Source organism: Mesorhizobium sp. B2-4-13, assembly GCF_006658535.1.
Classification (GTDB): Bacteria; Pseudomonadota; Alphaproteobacteria; order Rhizobiales; family Rhizobiaceae; genus Mesorhizobium; species Mesorhizobium australicum.
On the sequence record NZ_VFVB01000004.1, the window covers coordinates 563,170 to 589,544 of the forward strand.

General features: G+C 62.3%; 26 protein-coding genes and 1 pseudogene. 21 read left to right on the plus strand and 6 right to left on the minus strand.

Features of this window, described 5'->3' with window-relative positions:
- Positions 1–6: 6 nt before the first annotated feature.
- Complete coding sequence (locus FJ936_RS14655; RefSeq protein WP_141906710.1) at positions 7–1,428, minus strand: D-alanyl-D-alanine carboxypeptidase family protein; 1,422 nt, start codon at positions 1,426–1,428, stop codon at positions 7–9.
- 284 nt (positions 1,429–1,712) lie between these two features.
- Between FJ936_RS14655 and FJ936_RS14660 the strand changes: the two genes are divergently transcribed.
- From FJ936_RS14660 to clpA, 3 genes are all read left to right on the plus strand, one after another.
- Positions 1,713–2,042: a phasin family protein gene (locus FJ936_RS14660; protein ID WP_141906711.1), complete on the plus strand. Its 330-nt coding sequence runs from the start codon at positions 1,713–1,715 to the stop codon at positions 2,040–2,042.
- A 256-nt stretch (positions 2,043–2,298) separates the two neighbouring features.
- Positions 2,299–2,628, plus strand: coding sequence for an ATP-dependent Clp protease adapter ClpS (gene clpS / locus FJ936_RS14665; RefSeq protein WP_010909565.1), 330 nt, complete (start codon positions 2,299–2,301; stop codon positions 2,626–2,628).
- Positions 2,629–2,634: 6 nt separating this feature from the next.
- Positions 2,635–5,103, plus strand: a complete 2,469-nt coding sequence (clpA, locus tag FJ936_RS14670) for an ATP-dependent Clp protease ATP-binding subunit ClpA (RefSeq protein ID WP_140664145.1) — start codon at positions 2,635–2,637, stop codon at positions 5,101–5,103.
- Between the two features lie 79 nt (positions 5,104–5,182).
- Here the strand turns inward: clpA and FJ936_RS14675 are convergent, their stop codons facing one another.
- The 4 genes from FJ936_RS14675 to FJ936_RS14690 all read right to left on the minus strand — a co-directional run bounded on the left by FJ936_RS14675 (position 5,183) and on the right by FJ936_RS14690 (position 8,269).
- Positions 5,183–5,614, minus strand: a complete 432-nt coding sequence (locus FJ936_RS14675; protein ID WP_140790158.1) for an HIT family protein — start codon at positions 5,612–5,614, stop codon at positions 5,183–5,185.
- A 177-nt stretch (positions 5,615–5,791) separates the two neighbouring features.
- On the minus strand, positions 5,792–7,006 hold the full coding sequence (locus tag FJ936_RS14680; RefSeq protein ID WP_140790153.1) for a GNAT family N-acetyltransferase: 1,215 nt from the start codon (positions 7,004–7,006) through the stop codon (positions 5,792–5,794).
- Between the two features lie 55 nt (positions 7,007–7,061).
- Entirely contained in the window at positions 7,062–7,790 is a 729-nt protein-coding gene (locus FJ936_RS14685; protein ID WP_140790150.1) for a glycerophosphodiester phosphodiesterase, read from the minus strand.
- A gap of 14 nt (positions 7,791–7,804) precedes the next feature.
- On the minus strand, positions 7,805–8,269 hold the full coding sequence (locus tag FJ936_RS14690; RefSeq protein ID WP_015317774.1) for a RidA family protein: 465 nt from the start codon (positions 8,267–8,269) through the stop codon (positions 7,805–7,807).
- A 138-nt stretch (positions 8,270–8,407) separates the two neighbouring features.
- On the opposite strand from FJ936_RS14690, the gene FJ936_RS14695 reads away from it, so the two are divergent.
- From FJ936_RS14695 to tsf, 5 genes are all read left to right on the plus strand, one after another.
- A complete protein-coding gene (locus tag FJ936_RS14695; protein WP_015317775.1) occupies positions 8,408–9,238 on the plus strand; it encodes a cell envelope integrity EipB family protein in 831 nt (276 codons plus the stop codon).
- Between the two features lie 36 nt (positions 9,239–9,274).
- Positions 9,275–9,553, plus strand: a complete 279-nt coding sequence (locus FJ936_RS14700; protein WP_140616396.1) for a DUF4031 domain-containing protein — start codon at positions 9,275–9,277, stop codon at positions 9,551–9,553.
- Positions 9,550–10,161: a LysE family translocator gene (locus FJ936_RS14705; protein WP_140790148.1), complete on the plus strand. Its 612-nt coding sequence runs from the start codon at positions 9,550–9,552 to the stop codon at positions 10,159–10,161. The genes FJ936_RS14700 and FJ936_RS14705 overlap by 4 nt, the downstream gene beginning before the upstream one ends.
- 177 nt (positions 10,162–10,338) lie before the next feature.
- A complete protein-coding gene (gene rpsB, locus FJ936_RS14710; protein ID WP_015317778.1) occupies positions 10,339–11,121 on the plus strand; it encodes a 30S ribosomal protein S2 in 783 nt (260 codons plus the stop codon).
- Positions 11,122–11,229: 108 nt separating this feature from the next.
- Entirely contained in the window at positions 11,230–12,150 is a 921-nt protein-coding gene (gene tsf, locus FJ936_RS14715; protein WP_015317779.1) for a translation elongation factor Ts, read from the plus strand.
- 4 nt (positions 12,151–12,154) lie between these two features.
- Here tsf and FJ936_RS14720 read toward each other — a convergent pair.
- Positions 12,155–13,098, minus strand: a pseudogene (locus FJ936_RS14720) (LysR family transcriptional regulator).
- 117 nt (positions 13,099–13,215) lie between these two features.
- Here FJ936_RS14720 and FJ936_RS14725 point away from each other — a divergent pair.
- The 13 genes from FJ936_RS14725 to lpxB all read left to right on the plus strand — a co-directional run bounded on the left by FJ936_RS14725 (position 13,216) and on the right by lpxB (position 26,347).
- A complete protein-coding gene (locus tag FJ936_RS14725) occupies positions 13,216–13,743 on the plus strand; it encodes a nuclear transport factor 2 family protein (protein ID WP_015317781.1) in 528 nt (175 codons plus the stop codon).
- A gap of 35 nt (positions 13,744–13,778) precedes the next feature.
- Entirely contained in the window at positions 13,779–14,888 is a 1,110-nt protein-coding gene (locus tag FJ936_RS14730; protein WP_015317782.1) for an aldo/keto reductase, read from the plus strand.
- A gap of 150 nt (positions 14,889–15,038) precedes the next feature.
- Positions 15,039–15,761 (plus strand): UMP kinase, encoded by a 723-nt coding sequence (gene pyrH, locus FJ936_RS14735; protein ID WP_015317783.1) that lies wholly within the window; start codon positions 15,039–15,041, stop codon positions 15,759–15,761.
- A gap of 108 nt (positions 15,762–15,869) precedes the next feature.
- Positions 15,870–16,424: a ribosome recycling factor gene (gene frr, locus FJ936_RS14740; protein ID WP_015317784.1), complete on the plus strand. Its 555-nt coding sequence runs from the start codon at positions 15,870–15,872 to the stop codon at positions 16,422–16,424.
- Between the two features lie 32 nt (positions 16,425–16,456).
- Positions 16,457–17,191, plus strand: a complete 735-nt coding sequence (locus tag FJ936_RS14745) for an isoprenyl transferase (RefSeq protein ID WP_140664120.1) — start codon at positions 16,457–16,459, stop codon at positions 17,189–17,191.
- Positions 17,188–18,003, plus strand: a complete 816-nt coding sequence (locus FJ936_RS14750; RefSeq protein ID WP_140664117.1) for a phosphatidate cytidylyltransferase — start codon at positions 17,188–17,190, stop codon at positions 18,001–18,003. Before FJ936_RS14745 ends, FJ936_RS14750 begins: the two co-directional genes overlap by 4 nt.
- A gap of 94 nt (positions 18,004–18,097) precedes the next feature.
- A complete protein-coding gene (rseP, locus tag FJ936_RS14755) occupies positions 18,098–19,240 on the plus strand; it encodes an RIP metalloprotease RseP (protein WP_140664114.1) in 1,143 nt (380 codons plus the stop codon).
- A 217-nt stretch (positions 19,241–19,457) separates the two neighbouring features.
- The gene (gene bamA / locus FJ936_RS14760) at positions 19,458–21,854 is read left to right on the plus strand and encodes an outer membrane protein assembly factor BamA (protein WP_140790141.1); all 2,397 of its coding nucleotides are present in this window, start codon (positions 19,458–19,460) and stop codon (positions 21,852–21,854) included.
- Positions 21,855–21,927: 73 nt separating this feature from the next.
- Positions 21,928–22,983 carry a UDP-3-O-(3-hydroxymyristoyl)glucosamine N-acyltransferase gene (lpxD, locus tag FJ936_RS14765; protein ID WP_015317789.1) on the plus strand — a complete coding sequence of 352 codons (1,056 nt, stop codon included), beginning with the start codon at positions 21,928–21,930 and terminating at the stop codon, positions 22,981–22,983.
- Positions 22,976–23,443 (plus strand): 3-hydroxyacyl-ACP dehydratase FabZ, encoded by a 468-nt coding sequence (fabZ, locus tag FJ936_RS14770; RefSeq protein ID WP_015317790.1) that lies wholly within the window; start codon positions 22,976–22,978, stop codon positions 23,441–23,443. Before lpxD ends, fabZ begins: the two co-directional genes overlap by 8 nt.
- 13 nt (positions 23,444–23,456) lie before the next feature.
- Complete coding sequence (gene lpxA, locus FJ936_RS14775) at positions 23,457–24,290, plus strand: acyl-ACP--UDP-N-acetylglucosamine O-acyltransferase (RefSeq protein ID WP_140664109.1); 834 nt, start codon at positions 23,457–23,459, stop codon at positions 24,288–24,290.
- On the plus strand, positions 24,277–25,176 hold the full coding sequence (locus FJ936_RS14780; RefSeq protein WP_246680468.1) for an LpxI family protein: 900 nt from the start codon (positions 24,277–24,279) through the stop codon (positions 25,174–25,176). The genes lpxA and FJ936_RS14780 overlap by 14 nt, the downstream gene beginning before the upstream one ends.
- On the plus strand, positions 25,169–26,347 hold the full coding sequence (gene lpxB / locus FJ936_RS14785) for a lipid-A-disaccharide synthase (protein ID WP_140790137.1): 1,179 nt from the start codon (positions 25,169–25,171) through the stop codon (positions 26,345–26,347). The genes FJ936_RS14780 and lpxB overlap by 8 nt, the downstream gene beginning before the upstream one ends.
- Positions 26,348–26,375: the final 28 nt, after the last annotated feature.

Consider the following 26,375-nt stretch of genomic DNA (forward strand, 5'->3'; position numbering starts at 1 on the left):
GCAGTCCTATTGCTGGACGGCGTAGCACTCGATTTTCTTCTTCTTCAAAGCGGTGCAGGCCTTCCAGGCGGCATCCTTGGACCCAAAGCCGCCGAAGCGAGCGCGGTAGTAGGTGGCGCCGTCCTTGTCGAAAGCGACGGTGAAGCCGGAAGCGTTGGCCAGCACCTTGGGAGCCTGCTTGGTGGTCTTGTCGAGGAAAGCCTGGGCTTCGGACTGCTTCGGCGAGGAGGCAACCTGGATGGCCCAGCCTGACGGAACCGACGCGGTGCTGACCGGATCAACGGCCGGGGTGGGCTCGGCATAGGCGGCCACGACCTGGGCGGTGGCGACCTTGGGAGCGGAGACGATGACCGTCTTTACCTTCTTTGCCGGGACAACCAGCTTGGGTGCCTCCGCCTCGGCTGTATCCTCGTCCTCGCTGTCGCCCTGGGCAACGGTCGCGTCGTCGGTGACGGCCGTATCGGCTTCCGCCACGGCCACCGGCTTTTCGTCCGGGGTCGGCGCATCATGCTTGGGCAGGAGAACCTTTGCAAGTGCGCTGATGGGGTTGCTGTCCGCCTTGGCAACGAGGTCGCCGCCACCGCGGGTCGAGGCCCTCGGCAGATAGGTGTTGATCAGGCCTGCCATCTGGTTGTCTCGGCTGCCGCCCGACGTGCCGCCCATGACAACGGCGACCAGGCGGCGGTTGCCGTCATTAACGGACGAGACGAGATTGAAGCCGGAGGCGCGGGTATAGCCGGTCTTGATGCCGTCGACGCCCTTGATGCGTCCGAGCAGACGGTTATGGCCATTGATGCGCTGGCGACCGTAGAGAAAAGATCGCTGGGCGAAATAGCCGTAGTACTGGGGAAAATGTTCCCTGAGCGCAATGCCGAGCGTGGCCATGTCGCGCGCGGTGGTGAACTGTCCCGGATCCGGCAGGCCGTTGGCGTTGCGGAAGACCGTGCCGTTCATGCCGAGCTGCCGCGCCTTGGCCGTCATCATGCGGGCGAAGTTGGTTTCGTTGCCGCCGAGCATTTCGCCGAGCGCGGTCGCCGAGTCGTTGGCCGACTTCGTCACGATCGACAGGATCGCGGTCTCGACCGCCACCGATCCACCAGGCTTCACGCCGAGCTTGGTCGGCGCCTCGGCTGACGCATGTGCCGAAAACACGACTGGCGAGTTTCTGCTGATCTTGCCCTTCGCCATCGCTTCGAAGGTCAGATAGAGCGTCATCATCTTGGTCAGAGAAGCGGGATAGCGCCGGCCATCGGCATTAGCCGAGTACAGCACCTTGCCGGTTTTGGCATCGACGACGATGGCCGCGGATTTCGCCGCGAGCGACGAGGCGACGTCCGCGACGACGAAGGTCATCGCCATGGCGAGGATCATGATCGTTTTAAGAGGGAACGCGGATTTGGAAACGAAGCCCGACAACGCCTGACGCACTGGTAGTTCCTTTGAATTTCTCGTTGCGCTGGAGGCGGCAAAGGGATCCTGCCTCACTTCTGGCCAAGCTAGCGGGGCAGCGTTACCAATCCGTTTATGGTAACCGCCGCGTTCACCATTTTCTGGGGGTTTGAGCCTTCCTTTATTCGAATTTTAGCCATTGCCGCTGCCCGCGGGGTCGCGAGCCCCCGACTTCTTGACTTTTGTGCGCTGCACAATATATATTATGCATTGCACAACGGCGCTCGGGGCAGGGCGCGTCAACCGTCCAGGGAGAGTACGAAATGACCCAGACCTATGAGGACTTCAGCAAATACGGCAAGGAGTTCGCCGACACCGGATTGAAGAGCTTCGCCTCCATGTCCAAGGGCGCGCAGGCGATCGCCACAGAGGCCGGCGAATACACCAAGAAGAGCTTCGAAGCCGGCAGCGTCGCGTGCGAGAAGCTGTTCTCGGCCAAGTCGCTGGACAAGGCGATCGAGATTCAATCCGACTATGCCAAGCAGTCCTACGAGGCGTTCGTCGCCGAGGCTACCAAGATTGGCGACCTCTATGCCGAACTCGCCAAAGAGGCCTACAAGCCGTTCGAATCGATCGTTGCCAAGGCAAAGTAATTTTTCGCCCGTGAATTGAAAATCCGGCCCTTTGGGCGCGGGGCAAAACCCGACCGCGGAAACGCGGCCGGGTTTTTTCATGCCAGCGCTTCACGATTGCGAAAAACCGCCAGGTTGGTCACCTAGCCATATTGTCAGCTAACCAGAAGGGCTTAAAATCGTCCATCGAACACCTACATGTTGAACTCGCATGAGGATTCGAAAGAGGCAGGATTACGTGACGATCGGTTTGACTGCCACGAGACAAGTGGCGCGGATGCAAAACGGCGGCGGCGACGGCAATGAGGCCGGCCGCGGGACGGCCGTCATCACGCGCACCAAAACCAAAACCAAGAAGCCCAGCCTTTACCGGGTCCTCATCCTCAACGACGACTACACTCCGATGGAGTTCGTGGTTCACGTGCTGGAGCGTTTTTTCCAGAAGGACCGCGAAGCCGCCACACGCATCATGCTTCATGTTCACAATCATGGAGTGGGCGAGTGCGGGGTCTATACATTCGAGGTGGCCGAGACCAAAGTGTCTCAGGTCATGGATTTCGCCCGACAGAATCAGCATCCGCTGCAATGCGTGATGGAGAAGAAGTGAGGTAACATGCCGGCTTTCTCCCAAGGCCTGGAAAAGGCGCTTCACCAGGCGCTGACGCTCGCCAATGAGCGCCACCATGAATATGCAACCCTTGAACATTTGCTGCTCGCGCTCATCGACGACACCGAGGCGGCCGCCGTCATGCGCGCCTGCAACGTCGATCTCGACGAGCTGAAGCATACCGTTCTCACCTATATCGATACCGAGCTCGACAATCTGGTTACCGGCTACGACGAGGACTCCAAGCCGACCGCCGGCTTCCAGCGCGTCATCCAGCGCGCGGTGATCCATGTGCAGTCATCGGGTCGCGAGGAAGTGTCTGGTGCCAACGTGCTCGTGGCGATCTTCGCCGAGCGCGAAAGCCATGCCGCTTATTTCCTGCAGGAACAGCAGATGACCCGCTACGACGCGGTCAACTACATCTCGCATGGCATCGCCAAGCGTCCGGGCGCGTCGGAGAGCCGCAGCCCGCGCGGTGCCGATGACGAGCAGGGCGGCCCGAACGGCGCCGAGCCACAGGAGGAGGGCGGCAAGAAGAAGCAGCAACAGGACGCGTTGACCGCTTATTGCGTCAACCTGAACAACAAGGCCAAGGCCGGCAAGATCGATCCGCTGATCGGCCGCGAAGGCGAGATCAACCGCACCATCCAGGTGCTGTGCCGCCGTTCCAAGAACAACCCGCTCTATGTCGGTGACCCCGGGGTCGGCAAGACGGCGATCGCCGAAGGGCTGGCCAAGCGCATCGTCGAGGGCGACGTGCCGGAAGTGCTGCACAATGCCACCATCTTCGCGCTCGACATGGGCACGCTGTTGGCCGGCACGCGCTATCGTGGCGATTTCGAGGAACGGCTGAAGCAGGTCGTCAAGGAACTCGAGGATTATCCGGGTGCCGTGCTGTTCATCGACGAGATCCATACGGTGATCGGCGCCGGCGCCACTTCGGGCGGCGCCATGGATGCGTCGAACCTGTTGAAGCCGGCGCTGTCTTCCGGTGCGATCCGCTGCATCGGTTCGACCACCTACAAGGAGTTCCGCCAATTCTTCGAGAAGGACCGTGCCTTGGTGCGGCGCTTCCAGAAGATCGACGTCAATGAGCCGACCGTCGAGGACGCCATCGAGATCATGAAGGGCCTGAAGCCCTATTATGAGGAATTTCACAAGGTGAAGTTCACCAACGAGGCGATCAAGGCCTCGGTGGAACTGTCGGCGCGCTACATCAACGACCGCAAGCTGCCGGACAAGGCGATCGACGTGATCGACGAGACCGGCGCCTCGCAGATGCTGGTGCCGGAAGCCAAGCGCAAGAAGACGATCGGCATCAAGGAGATCGAAGCGACGATCGCCACCATGGCGCGTATTCCGCCGAAGACGGTTTCGGCCGATGACGAGAAGGTGCTGCAGGGCCTGGACATTGAGCTCAAGCGCGTCGTCTACGGCCAGGACACCGCCATTACGGCGCTGACCTCGGCGATCAAGCTGGCACGGGCCGGCCTGCGCGAACCGGAAAAGCCGATCGGCTCGTACCTGTTCTCGGGCCCGACCGGCGTCGGCAAGACGGAGGTCGCCAAGCAGTTGGCCGCCTCGCTCGGCGTCGAACTGATCCGCTTCGACATGTCGGAATATATGGAACGCCACACCGTCTCGCGGCTGATCGGCGCGCCTCCCGGCTATGTCGGTTTCGACCAAGGCGGCCTTTTGACCGACGGTGTCGACCAGCATCCGCACTGCGTGCTGCTGCTGGACGAGGTCGAGAAGGCGCATCCGGACCTGTTCAACATCCTGTTGCAGGTGATGGACCACGGCAAGCTGACCGACCACAATGGCAAGCAGATCGACTTCCGCAATGTCATCCTGATCATGACCACCAATGCGGGCGCATCCGATGCGCAGCGCGCGGCGATCGGTTTCGGTTCGACCAAGCGCGAAGGCGACGATGTCGAGGCGATCAACCGGCTGTTCACGCCGGAATTCCGCAACCGTCTCGATGCGATCATCCCGTTCGGCTCGCTGCCGGTGCCGGTGATCCATCAGGTGGTGCAGAAGTTCGTCATGCAGCTGGAAGCCCAGCTCTCCGAGCGCGGCGTCACCTTCGACCTGTCGCCGGACGCGATCGCCTGGCTTGCCGACAAGGGTTATGACGAACGCATGGGCGCGCGTCCGCTTGGCCGCGTCATCCAGGAGCACATCAAGAAGCCGCTGGCCGACGAGGTGCTGTTCGGCAAGCTGAAGAAGGGCGGCACGGTGCGCGTCACCGTCGAGAAGAAGGAAACCGGCGAGACCGGCCTGAAGCTCGAATCGCTCGCCGACGAGGCGCCGGTGAAGCCGAAGAAGGAAGAGCCCGAAGACGCGCCGAAGCCGCCCAAGGCGGTGGCCAAGAAGCCCGCGGCCAAGAAGGTCGTCGCGCAGAAGCCGGAGCCCAAGGGCAAGGATGGCGGCAAACGCAGCCTGGTGCCGCAATTGCCCCGCAAGGGCTGATCGGAACTTACTCGGAAAAGCCCCGGAAACGGGGCTTTTTCATTGCGCCAAAGTCATATGAAAGCGGCGAACAGACACCTCAGCCCGCGAGCGCGGCACGGATCTTGCCGGCATTCTCCGCCAGCACTTCCGGCTTCTCCATCTGTCCGGAATGCGGTTTGAGCGCCACGCCCTCGAAGCGCGGAACCACATGCACATGCAGGTGATAGACGGTCTGTCCGGAGGCTGGCTCGTTGAACTGCATTATGGTGACGCCATCGGCGTTAAAGGCTTTCTTCACCGCCAGCGCCATTTTTTGAACAACTGTAAAGAGCGAGCCAAATATCTCCGGGTTGGCGTCGAGCAAGTTGCGCGACGGCGCTTTCGGCACCACCAGCGTGTGGCCCGGTCCTTGCGGCATCACGTCCATGAAGGCCACTACGGCGTCATCTTCGTAAACGCGGTGCGAAGGAATTTCTCCACGCAGGATCTTTGCGAAAATGTTGTCTGTGTCATAGGCGGTTTCGGCCATGGCGAACGCTCCGGATTGTGCCTCGCCGTCCCGTGTAGCGAAGCTCTTCCGGAGCAGCAAGACTATGGCCGACGTGATCGGCCATCCAAAATTCGACAAGCGCGTCATGAAGCGCCTTTTTGCGCTGCGATGGTGCTTACGCACCCATGGCCGGGGCATGGCGCGCCAAAGAGCCTGCTATTCCTCGAGATCCTTGCGGAAGGGCGTGTGCTCTTCCAGATATTCGCCCATCCGCTCGACTTCGCGCCGCTCGCGCCTGAGATAGTCGGCGACCGCGTTGCGCAGGCCAGGATGGGAAATGTAGTGGGCCGAATGCATAGTCACCGGCCGGTAGCCGCGCGCCAGCTTGTGTTCGCCTTGCGCGCCTGCCTCGACCACCTTCAGCTTGCGTTCGATGGCGAAGTCGATGGCCTGGTGATAGCAAACCTCGAAATGCAGGTAGGGGTGATCCTCGATGCAGCCCCAGTTGCGGCCGTAGAGCGCGTCGGAACCGATGAAGTTGATGGCGCCGGCAATATAGCGCCTGTCGCGCCTGGCCATCACCAGCAGGATGTCGTCCGCCATGCGTTCGCCGATCAGCGAGAAGAACTGGCGGTTCAGGTAGGGGCGGCCCCATTTGCGGCTGCCGGTGTCCATATAGAAGGCGAAGAAGTCGTCCCAGGCCTTTTCGGTCAGGTCCTTTCCGGTCAGCCAGTCGATCGAGATGCCATCGGCCAGCGCCTCGCGCCGTTCCTTCCTCATCGCCTTGCGTTTGCGTGAGGCAAGTGTGGCGAGGAAGTCGTCATAGGTTGAAAAGCCTTCGTTGAAGAAATGGAATTGCTGGTCGGTGCGATGCAGGAAACCCGCTGCTTCCAGCGTCGCGACGTCGCTCTCCTGCACGAAGGTGACATGCGCAGAGGACACGCCGAGCTTGTCGGTCACCATTTTGAGACCGGCGGCAAGCCCAGCCTTCACCGCACCCTGATCCTCGCCTTTGCCGACCAGCAGGCGAGGGCCGGTGACGGGCGTGAACGGCACGGCACTTTGCAGTTTTGGATAGTAACGGCCGCCGGCGCGCTCGAAGGCATCCGACCAGCCGTGATCGAACACGTATTCGCCCTGGCTGTGCGACTTGAGATAACAGGGGACGGCGCCGAGGAGCCTGCCTTGGGCGGTCTCCAGCCGCAGGTGATGACCTTGCCAGCCGGTGCGCCGCACGGCGCAGCCGGAATCCTCCAGAGCGCTCAAAAAAGCGAATGAAACGAGTGGGTTGTACCCAGTTTCCGTGTCGCTACGCGTGGTTCCGGCAAAGCCGTTCCATTCGTCGCAGGTAAAGGCTCCGATGCCGGCGGCGATGCGGATCGAATAGTCTGCATTCGCCATTTGTCCGTCGCCGTCGTCGCCCTGATCCATGAGGCTTATTTAAGCTCCATTCGGGCCGCTACAAGTCACGTTTCGGGCACCCTTCTCAGGCGACTTCGACCATGTCCGGTTCGAACCCTTCGAACGTCATCTGGTCGGCGTATCTAAAGGTCAGGTCGATCGCGGGCTGATCATGCACCGTCCAAGTGATGACAGGCATTTTGAGCTTTTCGCGCACGAAGCTGACAAACGGGTTCGGCAGATCGCCGGCGGCATAGGAGGTAAAGGCGAGTTCGTGCGCCAGCATGGCGAAATGTGCTTCGATCAGCTTGGCGTCCTTGCCATAGGCGGTCAATCCAGCCGGGATGCCGGGCGCGTGTTTGGGGAAATCGCGGATCAGCCAGTGATCGAATGACATGATCGCCGCCTTGCCCTTGTAGCGCTTGAGCATCTTGCCGACGCGCGCCACCAGGCCTTCGTCGCGACCGGGAGTTCCTTTCAGTTCGACGACCATGGGCACGCGACCATCGACGAGGTCGAGCGCTTCCTGCAACGTCGGCACGTGATCCGCCGTGCCGCCGACCTTGAGCGCGGTAAGTTCGGCCGCGCTGCGTTGCCAGACGAAACCGTCCTGCCCGGTCAGCCGTTGCAAATCGTCGTCATGGATCACGATGGGGACGCCGTCCGACGACAGATGCACGTCGCATTCGATCGCGTAGCCGCGTTCGGCCGCGGCAGCGAAGGCGGAAAGCGTGTTTTCCCAGCGCGTCTTGTTCATGTCGTGAAAGCCGCGATGGGCAACCGGCCGGGCCGTCAGCCAGGAGAGGTCGGTCATGTCAGCACCTACACTCATTCGACTTCGAAGATCGCTTCGATTTCCACCGCGGCATTAAGCGGCAGGGAGGCGGTGCCGACGGCCGAGCGCGCGTGCTTGCCGCTTTCGCCGAGCGCGGCAACCAGGAAATCGGAGGCGCCGTTGGCGACCAGATGCTGCTCGACGAAGTCGGGGGCAGAGGCCACGAAGACGGTGATCTTCACCAGGCGACGGATCTTCTCGAGGTCGCCAAGTGCTGCCTTGGCCTGCGCCAGGATGTTGATGGCGCAGTATTTCGCCGCGTCCTTGCCGCTTGCCGTGTCGACGTCGCGGCCGAGCAGGCCGCTTGCCTGCAGCTTGCCGTCCTTGAGCGGCAACTGACCAGCGGTGAACAGCAGGTTGCCGGTCCTGCAATAGGGCACGTAGTTGGCGGCTGGTGCGGCGGCGACGGGAAGCGTCACGCCGAGATCACTTAGCCGCTTTTCGATTGTTTCACTCATTGCTTTTCCCTATTGCTGGAAGGCGCCGCGCTGGCCGGGCCGAAATTGCTATTTTTGCCTCGCTTCCGCCACGACTTTTTTTAAGCTGGACCATCTTTCCCTGCGGCCTGCCATCAGCCGCGACGATCGGAGTACCTCATGCGCGCGACGCGCCTTGCATTCCACGCCGTTCTGTTGTCGGCGCTTTTGCCAACAGGCGCCGCTGTCGCCGCACCGGCGCTGCAGGCGCATCGCGCCGTCTATGATCTCACGCTCAAGAAGGCGGATGATCGGTCCGGCATCACCGGCATCACCGGCCGCATGGTCTACGAGTTCAATGGCTCGGCCTGCGAAGGCTATACGGTGAAATTCCGTTTCGTCACCCAGATCGCCACCAACGACAACACGAAGCTGACCGACCAGCAGACGACGACTTTCGAGGATGCCGAAGGCAAGACCTTTTCGTTCGTGACGAAATCCTTTGTCGACCAGAACCTCGACAAGGAGGTCAAGGGTATGGCCACGAAAGACGCGAAGGGCCTCAAGGTCGACATCGATAAGCCGGAGAAGAACAGTCTCGAACTCGCCGCCACCCAGTTTCCGACCCAGCACCTGGTCGAGCTGATCGGAAAGGCCGAAAAAGGCGAAAACTTCTATCAGACCAACCTGTTTGATGGTTCGGAAGACGCCAACAAGGTGATGACGACCACCGTCGTCGTCGGCAAGAAGAGCGAGGCCGACAAGGCCGATCCGGAAGCGCCGGCATTGGCGAAGCTTGCCACCGACAAATACTGGCCGGTCGACATCGCCTATTTCGACGACAGCGCCCAGAACGGCGAGGAAGTGCCGGAATACCGGATCAGCTTCAAGCTGCACGAGAACGGCATCACCCGTGATCTCGTCATGGACTATGGCGACTTCTCGATGACCGGCAAGCTGGTCAACCTGTCGCTGTTCGACCAGACAAAGCCTTGCCCAGTATCGAAATAGCAGGGTCGGGCAATTGAGCTGGCCGTGGCGGGCTTGATGGCAGTCTATGTAGATGCGGCGATCTGGAAATGGGCCGGCCATCTCTGGTGCCATCTCCTAGCCGACGACACCGACGAATTGCATCGCTTTGCGGCGGAACTCGGCATCAAGCGCTCGTCCTACCAGGGCCCGCCCAAGACATCCGCTCCGCACTATGACATAACCGGCTTCGAGCGCGACCGTGCGGTGCGGCTCGGCGCCATCGAGTGCAGCCGCGAGCAGATCGTCGCCATCTTCCGGCGCGTGCGGGTGCCCAACGGAAAGTCCAAGCGATGACACCAACGGCATTCCTGGCATATTGCGCCGCTGTGACGCTCGCCGCCGCCACGCCGGGGCCGGCAATGTTCGCGGTCATCACCAACGGCGTGTCGCGTGGGTTCCTGCGGGCCTTCATGGCCGGCCTTGGGGTCGCCGCCGGCGATGCCGTGCTCGTCACTCTGGCGCTGCTGGGGTTGGTGGCCCTGGCTCAGACCTTCGAATGGATCTTCCTCCTGTTGAAATATGCCGGCGCCGCCTATCTGATCTTTCTCGGCGTCAGGATGTGGCGGGCCTCGGTCGCGCAATCGAATGAGCCGCGGACGGGGCAGGCGAAATTGTCCCGATCCTTCCTGCTCGGCGCGTCCATAGCGCTCGGAAACCCGAAGGCGATCCTGTTCCATGCCTCGATCATGCCGCTGATTCTCGACCTCGACACGATGACCTTTTTCGATGGCCTGCTGGTGGTGGCTACCGTCATCAGCGCCAATATCGTGACGATGGGGGTCTATGCCGCGCTCGCGGGCCGGGCTTCGGGCTGGTTCAGGACACCCAGGCGCATGCGGCTGATGAACAGGTTCGCCGGCAGCGCCATGATCGGCACCGGAGCGCTGATTGCCGCACGCTAGGCGTTAAAGCGCCGCCCCGCTTGCGTTTGTCGGACTTCCCCTCTATATGCGCGCTCATTCCACACACGGACTTTGGTGTCTGCCCGGGAGAAATCCGGCTGAGACCTCCGGTGGCGTTCGAGGACCTCGGTCTAAAAATGCCTGTGTCCGTGGAGGCTAACCGGAAAGGAACTTAGAATGGCACTGCCTGATTTCAGCATGCGCCAGCTTTTGGAAGCTGGCATTCACTTCGGCCACCAGACCCACCGCTGGAACCCGAAGATGGCGTCCTACATCTACGGCGCCCGCAACAACATCCACATCATCGACCTCTCGCAGACGGTGCCTTTGCTGCACCAGGCGCTGAAGCAGGTTTCCGACACCGTCGCCAAGGGCGGCCGCGTGCTGTTCGTCGGCACCAAGCGCCAGGCGTCGGACATCGTTGCCGATGCGGCACAGCGTTCGGCCCAGTACTACGTCAACTCGCGTTGGCTCGGCGGCATGCTGACCAACTGGAAGACGATCTCGAACTCGATCCAGCGCCTGCGCAAGCTCGACGAGATGCTGGCCGGCGAAGCGCAAGGGTTGACCAAGAAGGAACGCCTGAACCTCGATCGCGAGCGCGAGAAGCTCGACAAGGCGCTGGGCGGTATCAAGGACATGGGCTCGACGCCCGACCTGATGTTCGTGATCGACACCAACAAGGAGGCGATTGCCATCCTCGAGGCCAAGCGCCTGGGCATCCCGGTCGTCGCCATCATCGATTCGAACTGCGATCCGGACAAGATCGATTTCCCGATCCCCGGCAATGACGACGCGGCCCGCGCCATCCAGCTTTATTGCGACCTGATTGCCAAGGCCGCCATCGACGGCATCGCCCGTCAGCAGGGCGCGCTCGGCATGGATATCGGCGCTTCGGTCGAAGCTCCGGTCGAACCGGCGCTCGATCCGGCTCCGGCGTCGGAAGCCCCCGAGGCTTGACAATCGAAGGCCGGTTGCGGCCTTCATCTTTCTCATATTTTGGCACGCTAAACAGACGCACCATCGAATACCGATGGTGCGTCGGTGCATTTAAACAAAGAGGCGACAATGAGCATTTCGGCTGCACAGGTCAAAGAACTCCGCGACTTGACCGGCGCGGGCATGATGGACTGCAAGGCGGCGTTGAACGAGACCAACGGCAACTTGGAAGAGGCCGTTGACTGGCTGCGCAAGAAGGGTATCTCCAAGGCCGACAAGAAGGCCGGCCGTACGGCAGCCGAAGGCCTGATCGGCGTCGACAACGGTGTGCGTGAAGCTGCCGTGGTCGAGGTGAATTCCGAGACCGACTTCGTCGCCCGCAATGCCGCCTTCCAGGAAATCGTCGCCAACGTCGCCAAGGTGGCGCTTGCCTATGGCACGACCGAAGCGGTCGCCGCCGCCAAATATCCGGGCTCCGACAAGTCGGTCACCGACACCATCAAGGACGCGGTCGGCACTATCGGCGAGAATATGGGCTTCCGCCGCTCGGCCAAGCTCACCGTTCCGCATGGTGCGGTTGCGACCTATGTGCACAACGCTGTTGCCGATGGTCTCGGCAAGCTCGGTGTGCTGGTCGCGATCGAGACCACGGGCAACGAGCATGCCGCCAATGCCTTTGGCCGCCAGGTCGCCATGCATGTCGCCGCCACCAACCCGATGGCGCTGACCGCCGAGCAGATCGATCCGGCCGCGGTCGAGCGTGAGAAGGCAATCTTCTCCGACCAGGCGCGCCAGTCCGGCAAGCCGGAAGCCATCATCGAGAAGATGGTCGAGGGTCGCCTGCGCAAATTCTATGAGGAAGTCGTGCTCCTGAAGCAGGCCTTCGTGCTCAATCCCGACATCACCGTCGAGAAGGCGCTGCAGGATGCCGAAAAGGAAATCGGCGCGCCGGCCAAGATCACGGCCTATTTGCGCTTCGCCCTTGGCGAGGGCATCGAGAAGGAAGAGACGGATTTCGCCGCGGAAGTCGCGGCGGCGGTCAAGAAGTAACTTCTTACCGGTCCATTTCGCCTGTGTTTTTTCGGCCGGACATCCGCTGGGATGCCCGGCCGATTTCGTTCGCGGTGTCGATAAAGGCCCTGAGTTTGGGCGCCATCGCCGCGCGACGCGGAAAGTAGAGGAAAAGGCCGGGTTCCTCGATCGCTGATTGCGGCAGAACCTGCACCAGGCGACCGGCCGCGAGATCGGCGCGCGCCAGCGGCTCGAACATGTAGGCAAGGCCCACTCCGGCGAGAGCCAGATCGATTGCCGCAAGCGAATCCGTCACGATGGCCGTACCGCTGGTTTCCATGACCACGTCCTTGCCGTCCCAGGTCAAATCCCAGCGATAGAGGGCACCGGAGCGACGAGACGGTATCCGATGCAATTGTGGTTCGCGAGATCGGCCACGCTGCGCGGACGGCCATGTCGCCCGATATAGGCGGGCGAGGCGACGATAACGGCTTTGAAGGGCTGCGTCAGTCGGATGGCCACCATGTCCTGGGCGATCATCTCGCCGAGCCGGATGCCGGCGTCAAAACCTTCGCCGACGATGTCGACCAACCCTTGATCAGCAAAAATCTCGACCGTGATGTCGGGATATCGCTCGGCCATCGCCGCCACGACCGGCGTCACCGCCAACGGCATTGCAATGTTGGAGGCGTTGATCCTGAGCAGCCCGGACGGCCTACCCTTGACGCTGCGGATACGATCCATCCGCTCGGCGATATCCTGAAGGGCAGGGGCCGCCGTTTCCACCAGCGCCTTGCCGGCCTCGGTGAGCGAAACGCTGCGCGTCGTGCGCGCAAACAGCGGCTGACCGATCCGCTCCTCGACGAGGCGCACTGCATGGCTGACCGCCGAAGGGCTCATGCCCAGTTCGGCCGCGGCAAGGGCAAAACCGCCGCGCCGGGCGACCGCAATGATGACAGGCAGATGGCTGAGCAGATCCCGGTCCATTCATGAACAGTATCGCATAGTCTTTGCGGACAATGCAATCTTATCGACGCCCAGGCAGAGGTCCACATTGTCGCCAACACATCGGCGATCGGGCTGATGGTATCGAGGAGAAGAGACATGAACGCCTTGAAACACGCTACCTTCGCCGCAGGGCTTGCCTTGGCGCCGCTCGACGCCGGCGGGGCCGAACCGATGGGCTGGCAGGCGCTTGCCGATGACCGCGCCATCATCCGCATCGCCGATGCCATCGACCGCGCCGTCGACGCGCAGGACTGGAAACGCGCGCGCAGCTATTTCGCGGATCGGGTCACCGCCGACTTCAGCAGCCTGTCCGGGCAGCCCGCGGCCAACATCGCCTCCGACGATCTGATCGGCGCTTGGGCCGGCAATCTCAAAGGCAGCAAGACCAGCCTGCATCTGCGCACCAATCACCAGGTCGTCCTTGAAGCGGACACGGCGACCGTTCTGTCGAACGGCTACGCCTGGAACCGGATGGAGGGCAATGGCGACCCGCTCTGGGAGGTCTGGGGCACGTATGAGCATCACCTCACGCGCTCCGCGGCTGGCTGGAAGGTCGATGGCTTCACCTTCCGCATGACGCATGAGCGCGGCAATCCCTGGGTCAAGGCGACACCTGGCCAATGACGCCCGCATCAACCGGACCAAGATCGGAAAAGACAATGACGATGAGCTACTACACACTCGGCAACAGCGGGCTGCGCGTCAGCCGGCTGGCACTGGGCACGATGACTTTCGGGACGGAATGGGGCTGGGGCGCGGACCGGGATACGGCGCGCGCGATGTTCGACGCCTATGTCGAGGCCGGGGGCAATTTCTTCGACACCGCCGACCTTTACACCGGCGGCACGGCCGAGACCTGGCTCGGTGAATTTGTGGCCGAGCGGGGCTTGCGCGACAAGGCGGTGATCGCCACCAAATTCACCATGAACTCGAACCCCGGCAATCCGAATGCCGGCGGCAATGGCCGCAAGAACATCATGCGTGCCGTCGACGCATCGCTGAAGCGGCTGGGTACCGACTATATCGATCTCTATCTCATGCATATCTGGGACAGGCTGACGCCGGCCGAAGAAGTGCTGCGTACGCTCGACGATCTGGTTCGGGCAGGCAAGATACGTCACATCGGCCTGTCCGACGTGCCGGCCTGGTATGCCGGGCGGGCGCAGGCGATCGCCGAACTGCGCGGCTATGAGCCGATCTCGGCGTTGCAGCTTGAATACTCCCTCGCGGAGCGTGCCATCGAGCATGAATTCGTGCCGTTCGGGACACGCCATGGCGCCGGCATCATGGTCTGGAGCCCGCTGGCAAGCGGACTGCTAAGTGGCAAATACCGCCCGGCGCAGGCGGGCAATGCCGGCCGGCTCGACGGCTTCCGCAACACCACCCACCCAGGCTTCCAGAAATTCAGCGAGCACAACTGGGCTGTGGTGGCGGAGCTGGAGAAAGTCGCCGCCGAACTCGGCCGCGGCATGGCTCAGGTCGCGCTGAACTGGGTGGCGACTCAGCCAGGAGTTGCCACCGTCATTCTCGGAGCAACGCGGCTTTCGCAGCTGCAGGATAATCTTGCGGCGCTCGATTTCTCCATACCGCCCGCGCTTCGCCAGCGCCTGGACAAGGTGAGCGGCACGCCGGCACCGTTCCCGCATTCTTATTTCGGTCCCGAGATCCAGGTCCGTGTCGCGGGCGGTGTCGTGACCGGCGACAAGCCGTCAGGCTACGCATTGCCGGTCGTGGTCGAAGGCGAGGCGGTTGCCATCAGCAGCAACTGATCCAGAAAGCCTGGAATTTTGCACAAGGGCGCGGCGTGACATCGCCGCGCCCTTCGTGTATCCGGTCAACCCGTCATGACAGCACCGCCGGGCGAAGCAGGGGGCGTTTTCGCCTTCAGAGCTTGCCACGCCGGAATTTCGAGGAACCAGATGACGGTCAAGCCCCGCTACCGACGTGTTCTGCTGAAAGCTTCGGGCGAAGCGTTGATGGGCGAACAGCATTTCGGCATCGACGTCTCGGTCGTCGACCGCATCGCCGGCGACATTGCCGAGGCCCGTGCGCTGGGCATCGAGGTGGGTGTCGTTATCGGCGGCGGCAATATCTTTCGCGGCGTGGCGGTCGCCTCCAAGGGAGGCGACCGCGTTACCGGCGATCACATGGGCATGCTTGCCACGGTCATCAATTCGCTGGCGTTGCGCACGTCGCTGAACAAGATCGGTGTCGATGCCGTCGTGCTGTCCGCAATTGCCATGCCCGAGCTTTGCGAGAGTTTTTCGCAGCGCCAGGCGACCGCCTACATGAACCAGGGCAAGGTGGTGATCTTCGCCGGCGGCACCGGCAATCCGTTCTTCACCACTGATTCGGCGGCGGCACTTCGCGCGGCCGAAATCGGCGCCGACGCGCTGTTCAAGGGTACACAGGTTGACGGCGTCTATTCGGCCGACCCGAAAAAGGACCCGAATGCGACACGTTTCGAGCGCATCAGCCACGCCGAAGTCATAAATCGCGGCCTTTCCATCATGGATACCGCTGCGATTGCACTTGCGCGCGAAAACAACATTCCGATAATCGTCTATTCGATCCACGAAAAGGGTGGTTTCGGCGATATTCTAAGGGGCGGCGGCCGCTGCACGGTCGTCGCGGACGAATGATCGGGGCCGATCCCTGGAAGGGGAAACCGGCTTTCGAAAATCAGGCTCGAACACGGGGCCCTTGCCCCGAAGCAGTGAACCCGCGGCAGACGGGTCGAGGAGACTAAGATGAGTGGTGAGTACGACGATCTGAAGCGGCGCATGGATGGGGCCATCGCCGCGTTCAAGCATGACCTGGCTTCGCTGCGGACCGGTCGCGCCTCCAGCAACCTGCTCGATGCGATCCAGGTGCAGGCCTATGGCACCACCATGCCGATCAACCAGGTGGCCAACGTTTCGGTGCCGGAGCCGCGCATGATCTCGGTCTCGGTCTGGGACAAATCGATGGTCGGCGCGGTCGACCGCGCGATCCGGGAATCCAATCTGGGCTTCAACCCGATCGTCGATGGCACCAATCTGAGGATTCCGCTGCCGGAGCTCAACGAACAGCGCCGCAAGGAACTGGTCAAGATCTCGCACGGCTACGCAGAGAACGCCCGTGTCGCCGCGCGCCATGTGCGCCGCGACGGCATGGATTTCCTGAAGAAGGCGGAGAAGGACGGCGACATCAGCGAGGACGATCAGCGCAAGCGTTCCGACCAGGTCCAGAAACTTACCGACGAAACCATCAGCACCATCGATCATCTGCTTTCCGACAAGGAAGCTGAAATCATGCAGGTTTAGGGTTGGCCCTTGGCTGACCCGAAAGCGAGATCATGACAACGCCCGCGCATGTCGCGATCATCATGGATGGAAATGGACGCTGGGCCAAGGCGCGCGGTATGCCGAGGCTCGCCGGTCATCGCGCCGGCGTCGAGGCCCTGCGCAAGGCGGTGCGCGCCGCCCCGGGTCTCGGCATCTCCTTCCTGACCGTCTACGCTTTCTCGTCGGAGAACTGGTCGCGGCCGAAGTCCGAGGTCAGCGACCTTATGGGTCTGTTGAAGCTGTTCATCCGTCGCGACCTTGCCGAGCTGCACCAGAGCGGCGTACGGGTCAGGATCATCGGCGACCGCACAGGGCTGCAGGCGGACATCAGAGGGCTGCTCGACGAGGCCGAATCGCTGACGATCCACAACACCTCGCTGACGCTGGTGATCGCCTTCAATTACGGCGGGCGCGACGAGATCGTCCGCACGGCGCGCAAGCTTGCGGCGGCCGTGGCCCGCGGCGAAATGGACAGCGAGGCTATATCGGCTGAAAGCTTTGCCGGCTCTCTCGACACGCAAGGCATTCCCGATCCGGAGCTGGTCATCCGCACCAGCGGCGAACTGCGCCTGTCCAACTTCCTCTTGTGGCAGGCCGCCTACAGCGAACTCGTCTTCCTGCCGTGCTACTGGCCGGATTTCAACCGCGAGCATTTCGCCGAGGCCTTGCGCGAATATGCCGGCCGCGAGCGCCGCTTCGGCGGACTGGGGCCGCAGGACGTCGCTTCGCGGCCGGCCGCGGGATGAGCAACCTTCAGCTGCGCGTCATCTCGGCCGTCGTGCTGGCCATTGTCGCCCTCGGCCTGACCTGGCTCGGTAGCCTGCCGTTCCGGCTGCTGTGCGCCATCATGGCGGCAATGATCTTCTACGAGTGGACACGCATGTCGCGGCCCGCCGCCGCCGACGGGCTTGGTTTTCTGCCGGAAGCGCTGATGGTCCTTTTCGTCGGCGCCTTGATTGCCGGCCTGCCCGCACGGTGGCTGCTGCCGCTCGTCGTGATTCTGGTTGCGACAGCTGCGATCACCGCCGGAGTTCGCAAGATCGGCCAGTGGGACGCCAGCGGCCTTGCCTATGCCTGCATGTCGGGCCTGTCGCTTGCCCTGCTGCGGGACGGCGACCATTCGGGCCTCGTCGCCATCCTGTTCCTGTTCGCGGTCGTCTGGGCAACCGACATTTTTGCCTATTTTGTCGGGCGTGCCGTCGGCGGGCCCAAACTGGCGCCTTCGATCTCGCCCGGCAAGACCCGCAGCGGCGCCCTCGGCGGGGCGGTCGGTGGTGTCGTGGCAGGGCTTCTGCTTGCCGCCTTCGCCGGCGCCGGCAACCTGGCGTTGCTGGGTGTTGTGGCGCTGGTGCTGTCGATCGTCGCCCAGGCCGGCGACCTCTTCGAATCCTGGGTCAAGCGGCGGCACGGCCGCAAGGATTCTGGCGTGCTCATCCCTGGGCATGGCGGCGTCATGGACCGTGTCGACGGGCTTGTCGCGGCCGCTCTTGCCCTATACGTCATCGGCTGGATCGCGGCGGGCGCCGAGCATCCGGCACAGGGGCTGTTTCCCATTTGAACGGTGTCATTCCACGATCTGGCGCGGGCGCCTTGGATTCGCCTGTATTGATGTCACAGTCACGCAGCGACGCGGAAGAACTTGAGGGCCTGAATTGAACGAGATTCTTCACGCGATTTTCAGCACGGAAGGCCTCTTTCTCGGCACGCTCGTGCCGTTTCTCTTCGTTCTGACCGTCGTGGTGTTCGTTCACGAGATGGGCCACTATCTCGTCGGCCGCTGGTGCGGCATCGGGGTCAGGGCCTTCTCAATCGGCTTCGGTCCGGAGCTCATCGGCTTCAACGACAGGCATGGTACGCGCTGGAAGCTTTGCGCCATACCGCTTGGCGGCTATGTCAAGTTTGTCGGCGACATGAACGCCACCTCCAGCCAGCCGACATCGGAAGAACTCGAAACGCTGACCGACGAGGAACGCAAGGTTGCCTTCCACACCCAGGCGATCTGGAAGCGCGCGGCAACGGTGGTGGCCGGGCCGCTGTTCAACTTCCTGCTGACGATCGTCGTCTTTTCCGTGCTGTTTGCCGCCTATGGGCGTTATGTCGCGGAGCCCATGGTGGCGGAGGTTACAACAGACAGTCCCGCGGCCAAGGCCGGCATCTTGCCAGGCGACCGATTCGTCAGCGTTGACGGCAGCAAGGTCGAAACCTTCGGCGACGTGCAGCGGCTGGTCTCGGGCCGCGCCGGCGACACCATCACCTTCGTCATGCTGCGCGGCGGCAAGGAGGTCACGGTGACCGCGTCGCCGCAGCTGATGGAGCAGGAGGACGCGCTCGGCAACAAGGTCAAGGTCGCCGTGATCGGCGTCGTCAACAACAAGGAACTCGGCCAGCCCCGCCTCATCACCTACACCCCGGTCGGAGCCGTTGCGGCGGCCGTTGCGGAAACCGGCCACGTCATCGAGCGCACAGGACAGTTCCTGCAGCGCTTCGCCGTCGGGCGCGAGGACAAGTGCCAGTTGGGTGGCCCGGTCAAGATCGCCGACATGGCCGGCAAGGCGGCCAAACTCGGTTTCGAATGGCTGGTGCAGCTCGTCGCGCTGCTGTCCGTGGGGATAGGCATTCTAAACCTTTTGCCGATTCCCCCCCTCGACGGCGGCCATCTGTTGTTCTACGGGGTGGAGGCCGTCATCCGCCGGCCGGTGTCGGAACGGATGATGGAAATGGCCTATCGGGCCGGTCTGCTTCTGGTGCTGTGCTTCATGGGGTTCGTGTTCTGGAACGATCTCTTTGGGTGCTGAAATCATGAAGGAATTTGGCCTGAGCATGGCGGATGTTGAGACGCCGTTTACCATGCACGGGGATATGAGTGACGCGAAAGCCACGCAACAGGGTTAAGTAAATACAAATTAACCAGAAGCCTTGCGTGTAGGGAAAATCCGGTTAATACGGTAGGGGAAATGACCGCACGTCCGGTTTTCTCGCCGTGGGGACTACGAGAAAAGGTTATTAAGCCCGATGAAGGCAGCATCCAAGTTTCTAAACGCCGCGTCAGCGGCGGCACTGTCCGCCGCTCTGGTCGTACCAGGTGCGCTCGCAGTGCAGTTCGTTGCCACATCGGCGGCCGAAGCCGCGGTCGTAAGCCGGGTGGAGGTGAGCGGCAACCAGCGTGTCGACGCCGATACCATCCGCAACTACATCACCATCAAGCCCGGCAAGGCCTTCTCCAGCTCCGATGTCGATAGCGCGGTCAAGGCGCTGTTCGGCACCGGCCTGTTCTCGGATGTCCAGATCAACCAGGTCGGCTCGACCCTGGTGGTCAAGGTTTCGGAATACAAGGTCGTCAACCAGGTGCTGTTCCAGGGCAACAAGAAGCTCAAGGACAATGCGCTTCAGGCAGCGGTTCAGCTGAAGCCGCGCGGCACGTTCTCTCAGGCTACGCTGGATTCGGATGTCGAGGCGGTCAAGGCCGCCTACAGGCGCATCGGCCGTGACGATGCCGGCGTGACCGCGCAGATCATGGAGCTCGGCGACAACCGCGTCAACGTGGTCTTCCACATCACCGAAGGCGATCGCACGCAGATCGCGGCAATCAATTTCGTCGGCAACAGCGCCTATTCCAGCCGCCGCCTGTCTGATGTGATCAACACCAAGCGCTCGTCCTGGGTCTCGTTCATCCTGCGCGACGACGTCTACGACGAAGACAAGCTGCGCGCCGACCAGGAGCTGCTGCGCCGCTTCTATTACAATCACGGTTATGCCGACTTCCAGGTCGTGTCCGCCGTCGGCGAGCTCGACAATGCGACCAACAAATACACGGTCACCATCACCGTCCAGGAAGGCGAGCGCTACAATTTTGGCGATATCAGCGTCGAAAGCACGATCCCGGAAGTCGACTCCAAGTCGCTGGAATCGGTGGTCGAAACCCGCAAGGGCGATGTCTACAACGCCAAGAACGTCGAAGACTCCATCATTGCGCTGACGGAGAAGGTGGCTGGTTCGGGCTATGCTTTTGCCCAGGTGACACCGCGCGGCGACCGCAACTTCGAGAACCACACGATCTCGGTGGTCTACACCGTCGACCAGGGCACCAAGGCCTATGTCGAGCGCATCGAGATCCGCGGCAACGACCGCACGCGTGACTATGTCATCCGTCGCGAATTCGATGTCAGCGAAGGCGATGCGTTCAACCAGGTGCTCATCCAGCGCGCGAAGAAGCGCCTGGAAGACCTGAATTATTTTGACAAAGTCGACATTTCGACTGTGCCCGGCTCGGCCCCTGACCAGGTCGTGCTGGTGGTCGACGTGGTCGAGAAGTCGACGGGTGAATTCTCGGTTGGCGCCGGCTATTCGACCGGCGGCGATTCGGCTGGACCGTCCGTCGAAGGATCGATCACCGAGCGCAACTTCCTCGGCCGCGGCCAGTTCATCAAGCTGTCGGCGGGTGGCGGCAAGAGGTCGCGCGACTACAGCTTGTCCTTCACCGAGCCGTATTTCCTCGGGCGGCGTATCGCCGCCGGCTTCGATATTTTCAAGTCGACGCGGGAATACAACAACAATTACGACAGCGACACGACCGGCGCGACGATCCGCTTCGGGCTGCCGATCACCAACAGCATCACGACCCAGTTGGCGTACAACATCTCGCAAGAGAAATATAAGGTGGATGACAACTGCGGTCCTACCTCCGATTCAAATCCCGACGGCACCTGCACGATTTCGCCGGCGATCTTGGATGGCATCGCTCAGAGTCCTTGGATCAAGTCGTCGATCAGCCTGGGGCTGGTTTACAACACGATCGACGATATGAAGAACCCGCATGAAGGCATCTATGCCAACACGACGGTCGAAATGGCTGGTCTTGGTGGCGATGCCAAGTTCGTGAAGATCACCGGGCGCGGCAGCATCTACCAGACGCTGTCAGAACAGCTTGATCTGGTCGGGCTGATCTCCGGCGGCGCAGGGCATGTGGAGGCTTATGGGGGTGACGGTAATCTGCGAATCTTTGATCAATTCCAGAGCACCGATCGCATGATCCGCGGTTTTGCCTATAACGGCATCGGTCCTGTGGACCCCACCACAGGTGACCATCTGGGGGGTGTGACTTATTTCAACGCCTCGGCCGAAGCGCAGTTCCCGTTGCCGGTCATTCCGGAGAGTTTCGGTCTGCGTGGTGCGGTGTTCGCCGACGCTGCAACACTATATGGTAGCAAGATCAACCAACATCTTGGCGCAGATCCCGCTCCAGACATAGCTATTGCTAGCACCGGCATGAAGCTGCGCGCTTCGGTTGGTGTCGGCCTGATGTGGGCCTCACCATTCGGCCCGATCCGTATCGACTATGCGATCCCGGTCAAGAAGGAAGCCACAGACGACGTGCAGGAATTCAACTTCGGCATATCGACCCGCTTCTGATCGGCGGCCAACGATGCTCCCGGGTTTTGGATCCGGGAGAAATGTTCCGACCTAGCTGGATATAGCTTCTGGAATGACCGATCCGGTGTTCTTCGCGCCATCACGCCGGTATACGGCGGCCGAAGTCGCGAATCTGACCGGCTCGGTGCTAGTCGATTCCGGCCAATCCGACGTTTTGATCGAAGCGCTGGCGCCGGCCAATGAAGGCGGCGCAAATGCGCTTGTCTTCGTCGACGGCAGGCGTAATTCCGCGCTGATGCCGTCGCTGCGCGCGGCAGCGGTCCTGTGCACGGCCGAATTCGCAAACAAGGCGCCTTCCAGCGTCGCTGTCTTGACTCATCCACGGCCGCAGCAGGCTTTCGCGCTGGTTGGGCGCCTGCTGTTCCCGACAGCCGCCACGCCGGGGCCAATGACCAGTGAAACCGGTGTTTCGCCGCATGCCCATGTCGATCCGACGGCGCATGTCGAAGCCGGGGCTATCATCGAGGCCGGCGCGGTCATCGGGCCTGGTGTCTCGATCGGCAGCGGCACAGTCATTGCGCCCAACGCCGTCATCGGACAGTCCTGCCAGATTGGCCGTGACGGTTATGTCGGGCCGGGCGCCAGTATCCAGTACGCTCTGATCGGCAATCGGGTCATCATCCATGGTGGCGCCAGGATCGGCCAGGACGGCTTTGGCTTTGTCGGCGGCGCCAAGGGGCCGGAACGTGTTCCACAGATCGGACGCGTCGTCATCCAGGACGATGTCGAGATCGGCTCCAATTCCACCGTCGATCGTGGCGCCATGTCCGATACGATCATCGGGCAAGGCACCAAGATCGACAATCTCGTTCAGATCGCCCATAACGTCCGCATCGGCCGCAATTGTATAGTGGCCGGGCTGTCGGGTATTTCCGGTTCCGTGGTGGTGGGTGACAATGTCACCATGGGCGGCGGTGTCGGGCTTGCGGATCATCTGACGATTGGTACAGGTGCCAAGCTTGCAGCCAGAAGTGGATTTATGAGCAATGTTCCCGCCGGCGAGATCTGGGGTGGCTATCCGGCGCAGCCGATGGCGGAAGCCATGCGAGAGATAGCCATGTTGCGCACGATGGCCAGGGCACGCAAGCAGGGCAAGGACAATGGCTGACATGGTGGCGGCGACAACGCTGGAAGCGGTCGACATATTGGGGCTGATGAAGCTCCTGCCGCACCGCTATCCCTTCCTGATGATCGACCGCATCGTGGACATCGACGGCGACGACTCCGCCATCGGCATCAAGAACGTGACCATAAACGAGCCGCATTTTCAGGGGCATTTCCCGGAGCAGCCGGTGATGCCTGGCGTGCTGATCGTCGAGGCCATGGCTCAGACGGCCGGAGCCATCTGCATCCGCAGCCTCGGGGCATCGAAGCCGTCGCTGGTCTATTTTCTGACCATCGACAACGCCAAATTCCGTAAACCGGTCGTCCCCGGCGACCAGTTGAAGATCCATGTCAAGAAAATCAAGAAGCGCGGCAACCTGCTCAAATTCGCCTGTGAAGCCCTGGTCGAAGGTACCAAGGCGGCCGAGGCCGAGATTTCAGCCATGATGGTCACCGGCGACTGACGATCGAGTGCCTATGAAAATCAAGACGTCAATCCATCCTTCCTCCGTCGTGGAAGAAGGCGCCCAGATCGGCCAGGGTGTGCGCATTGGGCCGTTCTGCCATGTCAGCGCCGATGCCGTGATCGGCGACGGGGTCGAACTGGTCAGCCATGTCTCGGTGATGGGCGCGACCACTATCGGGGCGTCGACCAAGGTCTATCCGATGGCGACACTGGGCGCACCGCCGCAAAACACCAAGCACAAGGGCGGCCGCACGACGCTGGTCATCGGCGCCAACTGCACCATCCGCGAAGGCGTGACCATGCATGTCGGCACCGACACCAGCCGTGGCGAAACCACGGTCGGCGACAATGGCAATTTTCTCGCCTACGCCCATATCGCCCATGACTGCGCCGTCGGCAACAACGCCACCTTCGCCAATGGGGCGACATTGGGCGGCCACTGCGAGATCGGCAACAACGTCTATATTGGCGGCCTCAGCGCCGTCCATCAGTTCGTGCGCGTGGGTGACAACGCCTTTCTTGGCGGGTGCTCGGCTTTTGTCGGTGATGTCATTCCCTATGCCATCGCGGTCGGTAACCGCGCCAGCCTGCGCGGCTTGAACATCATCGGGCTCAAGCGCGCCGGTCTGCCGCGTTCCGAAATCCATCTGCTGCGCAAGGCCTACAAGACGATCTTCGACCGCTCCCGCACCGTCGGCGAGAACATCGAGTTCGCCAAGGTGGAGTTCGCCTCGTCGCCGACAGCGATGAAGATCATCGACTTCATCACCAGTCGCGGCAAGCGGCACTACGCGGTGCCATCGCTCAAGGGCGGCGATGGCGACGATGCCGATGACGAAGGCTGAGACAGCCGCGGCTGGTCTTGATCTCCCGCCTGGTGCCAGGGTCGGCATCATCGCCGGCGGCGGCAGCCTTCCGGTCGAAGTCGCTGCCGGTTTGGCCGGACAGGGTCATCCGCCATTCGTCGTGCTCATGGACGGTGAGGCCGACCGCCTGGCGGAATTGTGCCGTTACGAGCATGAGACCCTTGCCCTGGAGGCGATAGGATCGCTCATTCCGCTGCTCAAGCGTAACCGGATTACGCATCTGGTGCTTGCCGGCGAGATAAAGCGCAGGCCAAGGCTGACACAGATGCGTCCAAGCCTCAGCCTGCTCGCTGTGATACCCGTCGTCGTCATGGCGTTGGCACGCGGCGACGATGGACTGCTCAAGGTGGTGGCGCGCGGGCTCGAGGCCCGGGGGATAAAGGTCGTGGGCGCCCACGAGATCGTGCCGAACCTTGTCGCCGCCGAAGGGGTGTTGACCAGGGCCACGCCCCGGAAGTCGGACTGGCGCGACATCGAGGCAGGTTTTGCCGCGGCAAAAGCCATCGGGGCGCTGGATATCGGCCAGGCGGCGATCGCGGTCGGCGGCCGGACCATCGCACTTGAAGGCATCGAGGGCACGGCCGGATTGCTGGACCGCGCCAGGCTGCTGCGCGGCCACGGCCGTATCGCCGGCAAGACGCGCGGTGTGCTGGTCAAATGCGCCAAGCCTGGCCAGGAGCTGCGCGCGGATCTTCCTTCCATGGGGCCCCAGACGGTAGAAGCAGCGCATGCGGCCGGGCTTGCCGGCATTGCCGTCGAGGCGGGACGCTCCCTGATCCTCGAAGGTCCCGCAACCCTCTCGCGTGCCAATGACCTTGGGCTGTTCATTGTCGGTCTGGCCGCAACGGAGTCAGGTCATGGCTGACAGGGCGCTGAAGATCGCGATCGTCGCGGGCGAGGAGTCAGGCGACCTGCTTGGCGCCGACATTGTCCAGTCGCTGCGCCAAATAACAGGACGCGAGGTGCAGCTCGTCGGCCTCGGTGGCCGCCATCTGCAGGCGCTTGGGCTGGTTTCGCCGTTCGACGCCAGCGAGGTCGCGCTGATGGGGTTCAGCGCCGTCCTGCGTGACCTGCCGCGCCTGATGCGGCGGATCGGTCAGCTGGCGGGGCTGGTTGCGGATGCCAAGCCGGACTGCCTCGTCACCATCGACAGCCCCGATTTTTCGCTGCGCGTCGCCAAAAAGGTGCGCGCAGCCAACCCGACGATCCCGATCGTCCACTATGTCTGCCCGAGCGTCTGGGCATGGCGGCCGGGCAGGGCGGTGGCGATGAAGCCGTATGTCGATCACATCCTGTGCATCCTGCCGTTCGAGGTGAAGGAGCTCGATAGGCTGGGTGGCCCGCCCGGCACCTATGTCGGCCATCGCCTGACGCATGATCCAGGCGTGCTGTCGGCCGCGAGGGCGCAGGTCCAGCCGCGTGATCTTTCACCAGACCGCGTGAAGACGCTGCTTGTCCTGCCCGGCTCGCGGCGCGGCGAGGTGCGGCGGCTGCTCGAGCCGTTCGGTGAGACCGTGTCGATGCTGCGGGCACGCGGGCATCGGCTTCGGCTGATGTTGCCGACGGTGCCGCATGTCGCGGACACCGTACGATCCGCGGTCACGCGCTGGGATGAAAAACCCGAGATTATCCTGGAACCGGAGCGCAAATGGCAGGCCTTCGGCAAGGCCGACGCGGCGTTGATCGCGTCCGGCACCGTCTCCCTGGAACTGGCACTGTCGGGCGTGCCGATGATCTCTTGCTACCGGCTCGACCCTGTCGCACGCGCCGTGGCGCGATATCTCGTTTCGGTCTGGTCGGCGCTGCTGCCCAACTTGATCTCGGATCGCGCGCTGATCCCGGAGTTCTACGACGAATACGTCAGGCCGAACAATCTGGCACGCCAGCTGGAAGCGCTGTTGGCCGACAGTGGCATGCGCGCCTGGCAGAAAGACGGGTTCGCCGAGATTTCACGGCGCATGGCAACGGACAAACCGTCCGGTGAGATCGCGGCGCAGGTGGTGATGGGGTGTATCAAGAGAGTGAGTAGGCAGTAGTGAGTGGTGAATAGTGAGTAGTGAGTAG

Bases quoted from the DNA above. Each gene is read 5' to 3' on its own strand.
- FJ936_RS14660 (WP_141906711.1), top strand. From the start codon at position 1,713: ATGACCCAGACCTATGAGGACTTCAGCAAATACGGCAAGGAGTTCGCC.
- clpS (WP_010909565.1), top strand. From the start codon at position 2,299: ATGCAAAACGGCGGCGGCGACGGCAATGAGGCCGGCCGCGGGACGGCC.
- clpA (WP_140664145.1), top strand. From the start codon at position 2,635: ATGCCGGCTTTCTCCCAAGGCCTGGAAAAGGCGCTTCACCAGGCGCTG.
- FJ936_RS14675 (WP_140790158.1), bottom strand. From the start codon at position 5,614: ATGGCCGAAACCGCCTATGACACAGACAACATTTTCGCAAAGATCCTG.
- FJ936_RS14680 (WP_140790153.1), bottom strand. From the start codon at position 7,006: ATGGATCAGGGCGACGACGGCGACGGACAAATGGCGAATGCAGACTAT.
- FJ936_RS14685 (WP_140790150.1), bottom strand. From the start codon at position 7,790: ATGACCGACCTCTCCTGGCTGACGGCCCGGCCGGTTGCCCATCGCGGC.
- FJ936_RS14690 (WP_015317774.1), bottom strand. From the start codon at position 8,269: ATGAGTGAAACAATCGAAAAGCGGCTAAGTGATCTCGGCGTGACGCTT.
- FJ936_RS14695 (WP_015317775.1), top strand. From the start codon at position 8,408: ATGCGCGCGACGCGCCTTGCATTCCACGCCGTTCTGTTGTCGGCGCTT.
- FJ936_RS14700 (WP_140616396.1), top strand. From the start codon at position 9,275: ATGGCAGTCTATGTAGATGCGGCGATCTGGAAATGGGCCGGCCATCTC.
- FJ936_RS14705 (WP_140790148.1), top strand. From the start codon at position 9,550: ATGACACCAACGGCATTCCTGGCATATTGCGCCGCTGTGACGCTCGCC.
- rpsB (WP_015317778.1), top strand. From the start codon at position 10,339: ATGGCACTGCCTGATTTCAGCATGCGCCAGCTTTTGGAAGCTGGCATT.
- tsf (WP_015317779.1), top strand. From the start codon at position 11,230: ATGAGCATTTCGGCTGCACAGGTCAAAGAACTCCGCGACTTGACCGGC.
- FJ936_RS14725 (WP_015317781.1), top strand. From the start codon at position 13,216: ATGAACGCCTTGAAACACGCTACCTTCGCCGCAGGGCTTGCCTTGGCG.
- FJ936_RS14730 (WP_015317782.1), top strand. From the start codon at position 13,779: ATGACGATGAGCTACTACACACTCGGCAACAGCGGGCTGCGCGTCAGC.
- pyrH (WP_015317783.1), top strand. From the start codon at position 15,039: ATGACGGTCAAGCCCCGCTACCGACGTGTTCTGCTGAAAGCTTCGGGC.
- frr (WP_015317784.1), top strand. From the start codon at position 15,870: ATGAGTGGTGAGTACGACGATCTGAAGCGGCGCATGGATGGGGCCATC.
- FJ936_RS14745 (WP_140664120.1), top strand. From the start codon at position 16,457: ATGACAACGCCCGCGCATGTCGCGATCATCATGGATGGAAATGGACGC.
- FJ936_RS14750 (WP_140664117.1), top strand. From the start codon at position 17,188: ATGAGCAACCTTCAGCTGCGCGTCATCTCGGCCGTCGTGCTGGCCATT.
- bamA (WP_140790141.1), top strand. From the start codon at position 19,458: ATGAAGGCAGCATCCAAGTTTCTAAACGCCGCGTCAGCGGCGGCACTG.
- lpxD (WP_015317789.1), top strand. From the start codon at position 21,928: ATGACCGATCCGGTGTTCTTCGCGCCATCACGCCGGTATACGGCGGCC.
- fabZ (WP_015317790.1), top strand. From the start codon at position 22,976: ATGGCTGACATGGTGGCGGCGACAACGCTGGAAGCGGTCGACATATTG.
- lpxA (WP_140664109.1), top strand. From the start codon at position 23,457: ATGAAAATCAAGACGTCAATCCATCCTTCCTCCGTCGTGGAAGAAGGC.
- FJ936_RS14780 (WP_246680468.1), top strand. From the start codon at position 24,277: ATGACGAAGGCTGAGACAGCCGCGGCTGGTCTTGATCTCCCGCCTGGT.
- lpxB (WP_140790137.1), top strand. From the start codon at position 25,169: ATGGCTGACAGGGCGCTGAAGATCGCGATCGTCGCGGGCGAGGAGTCA.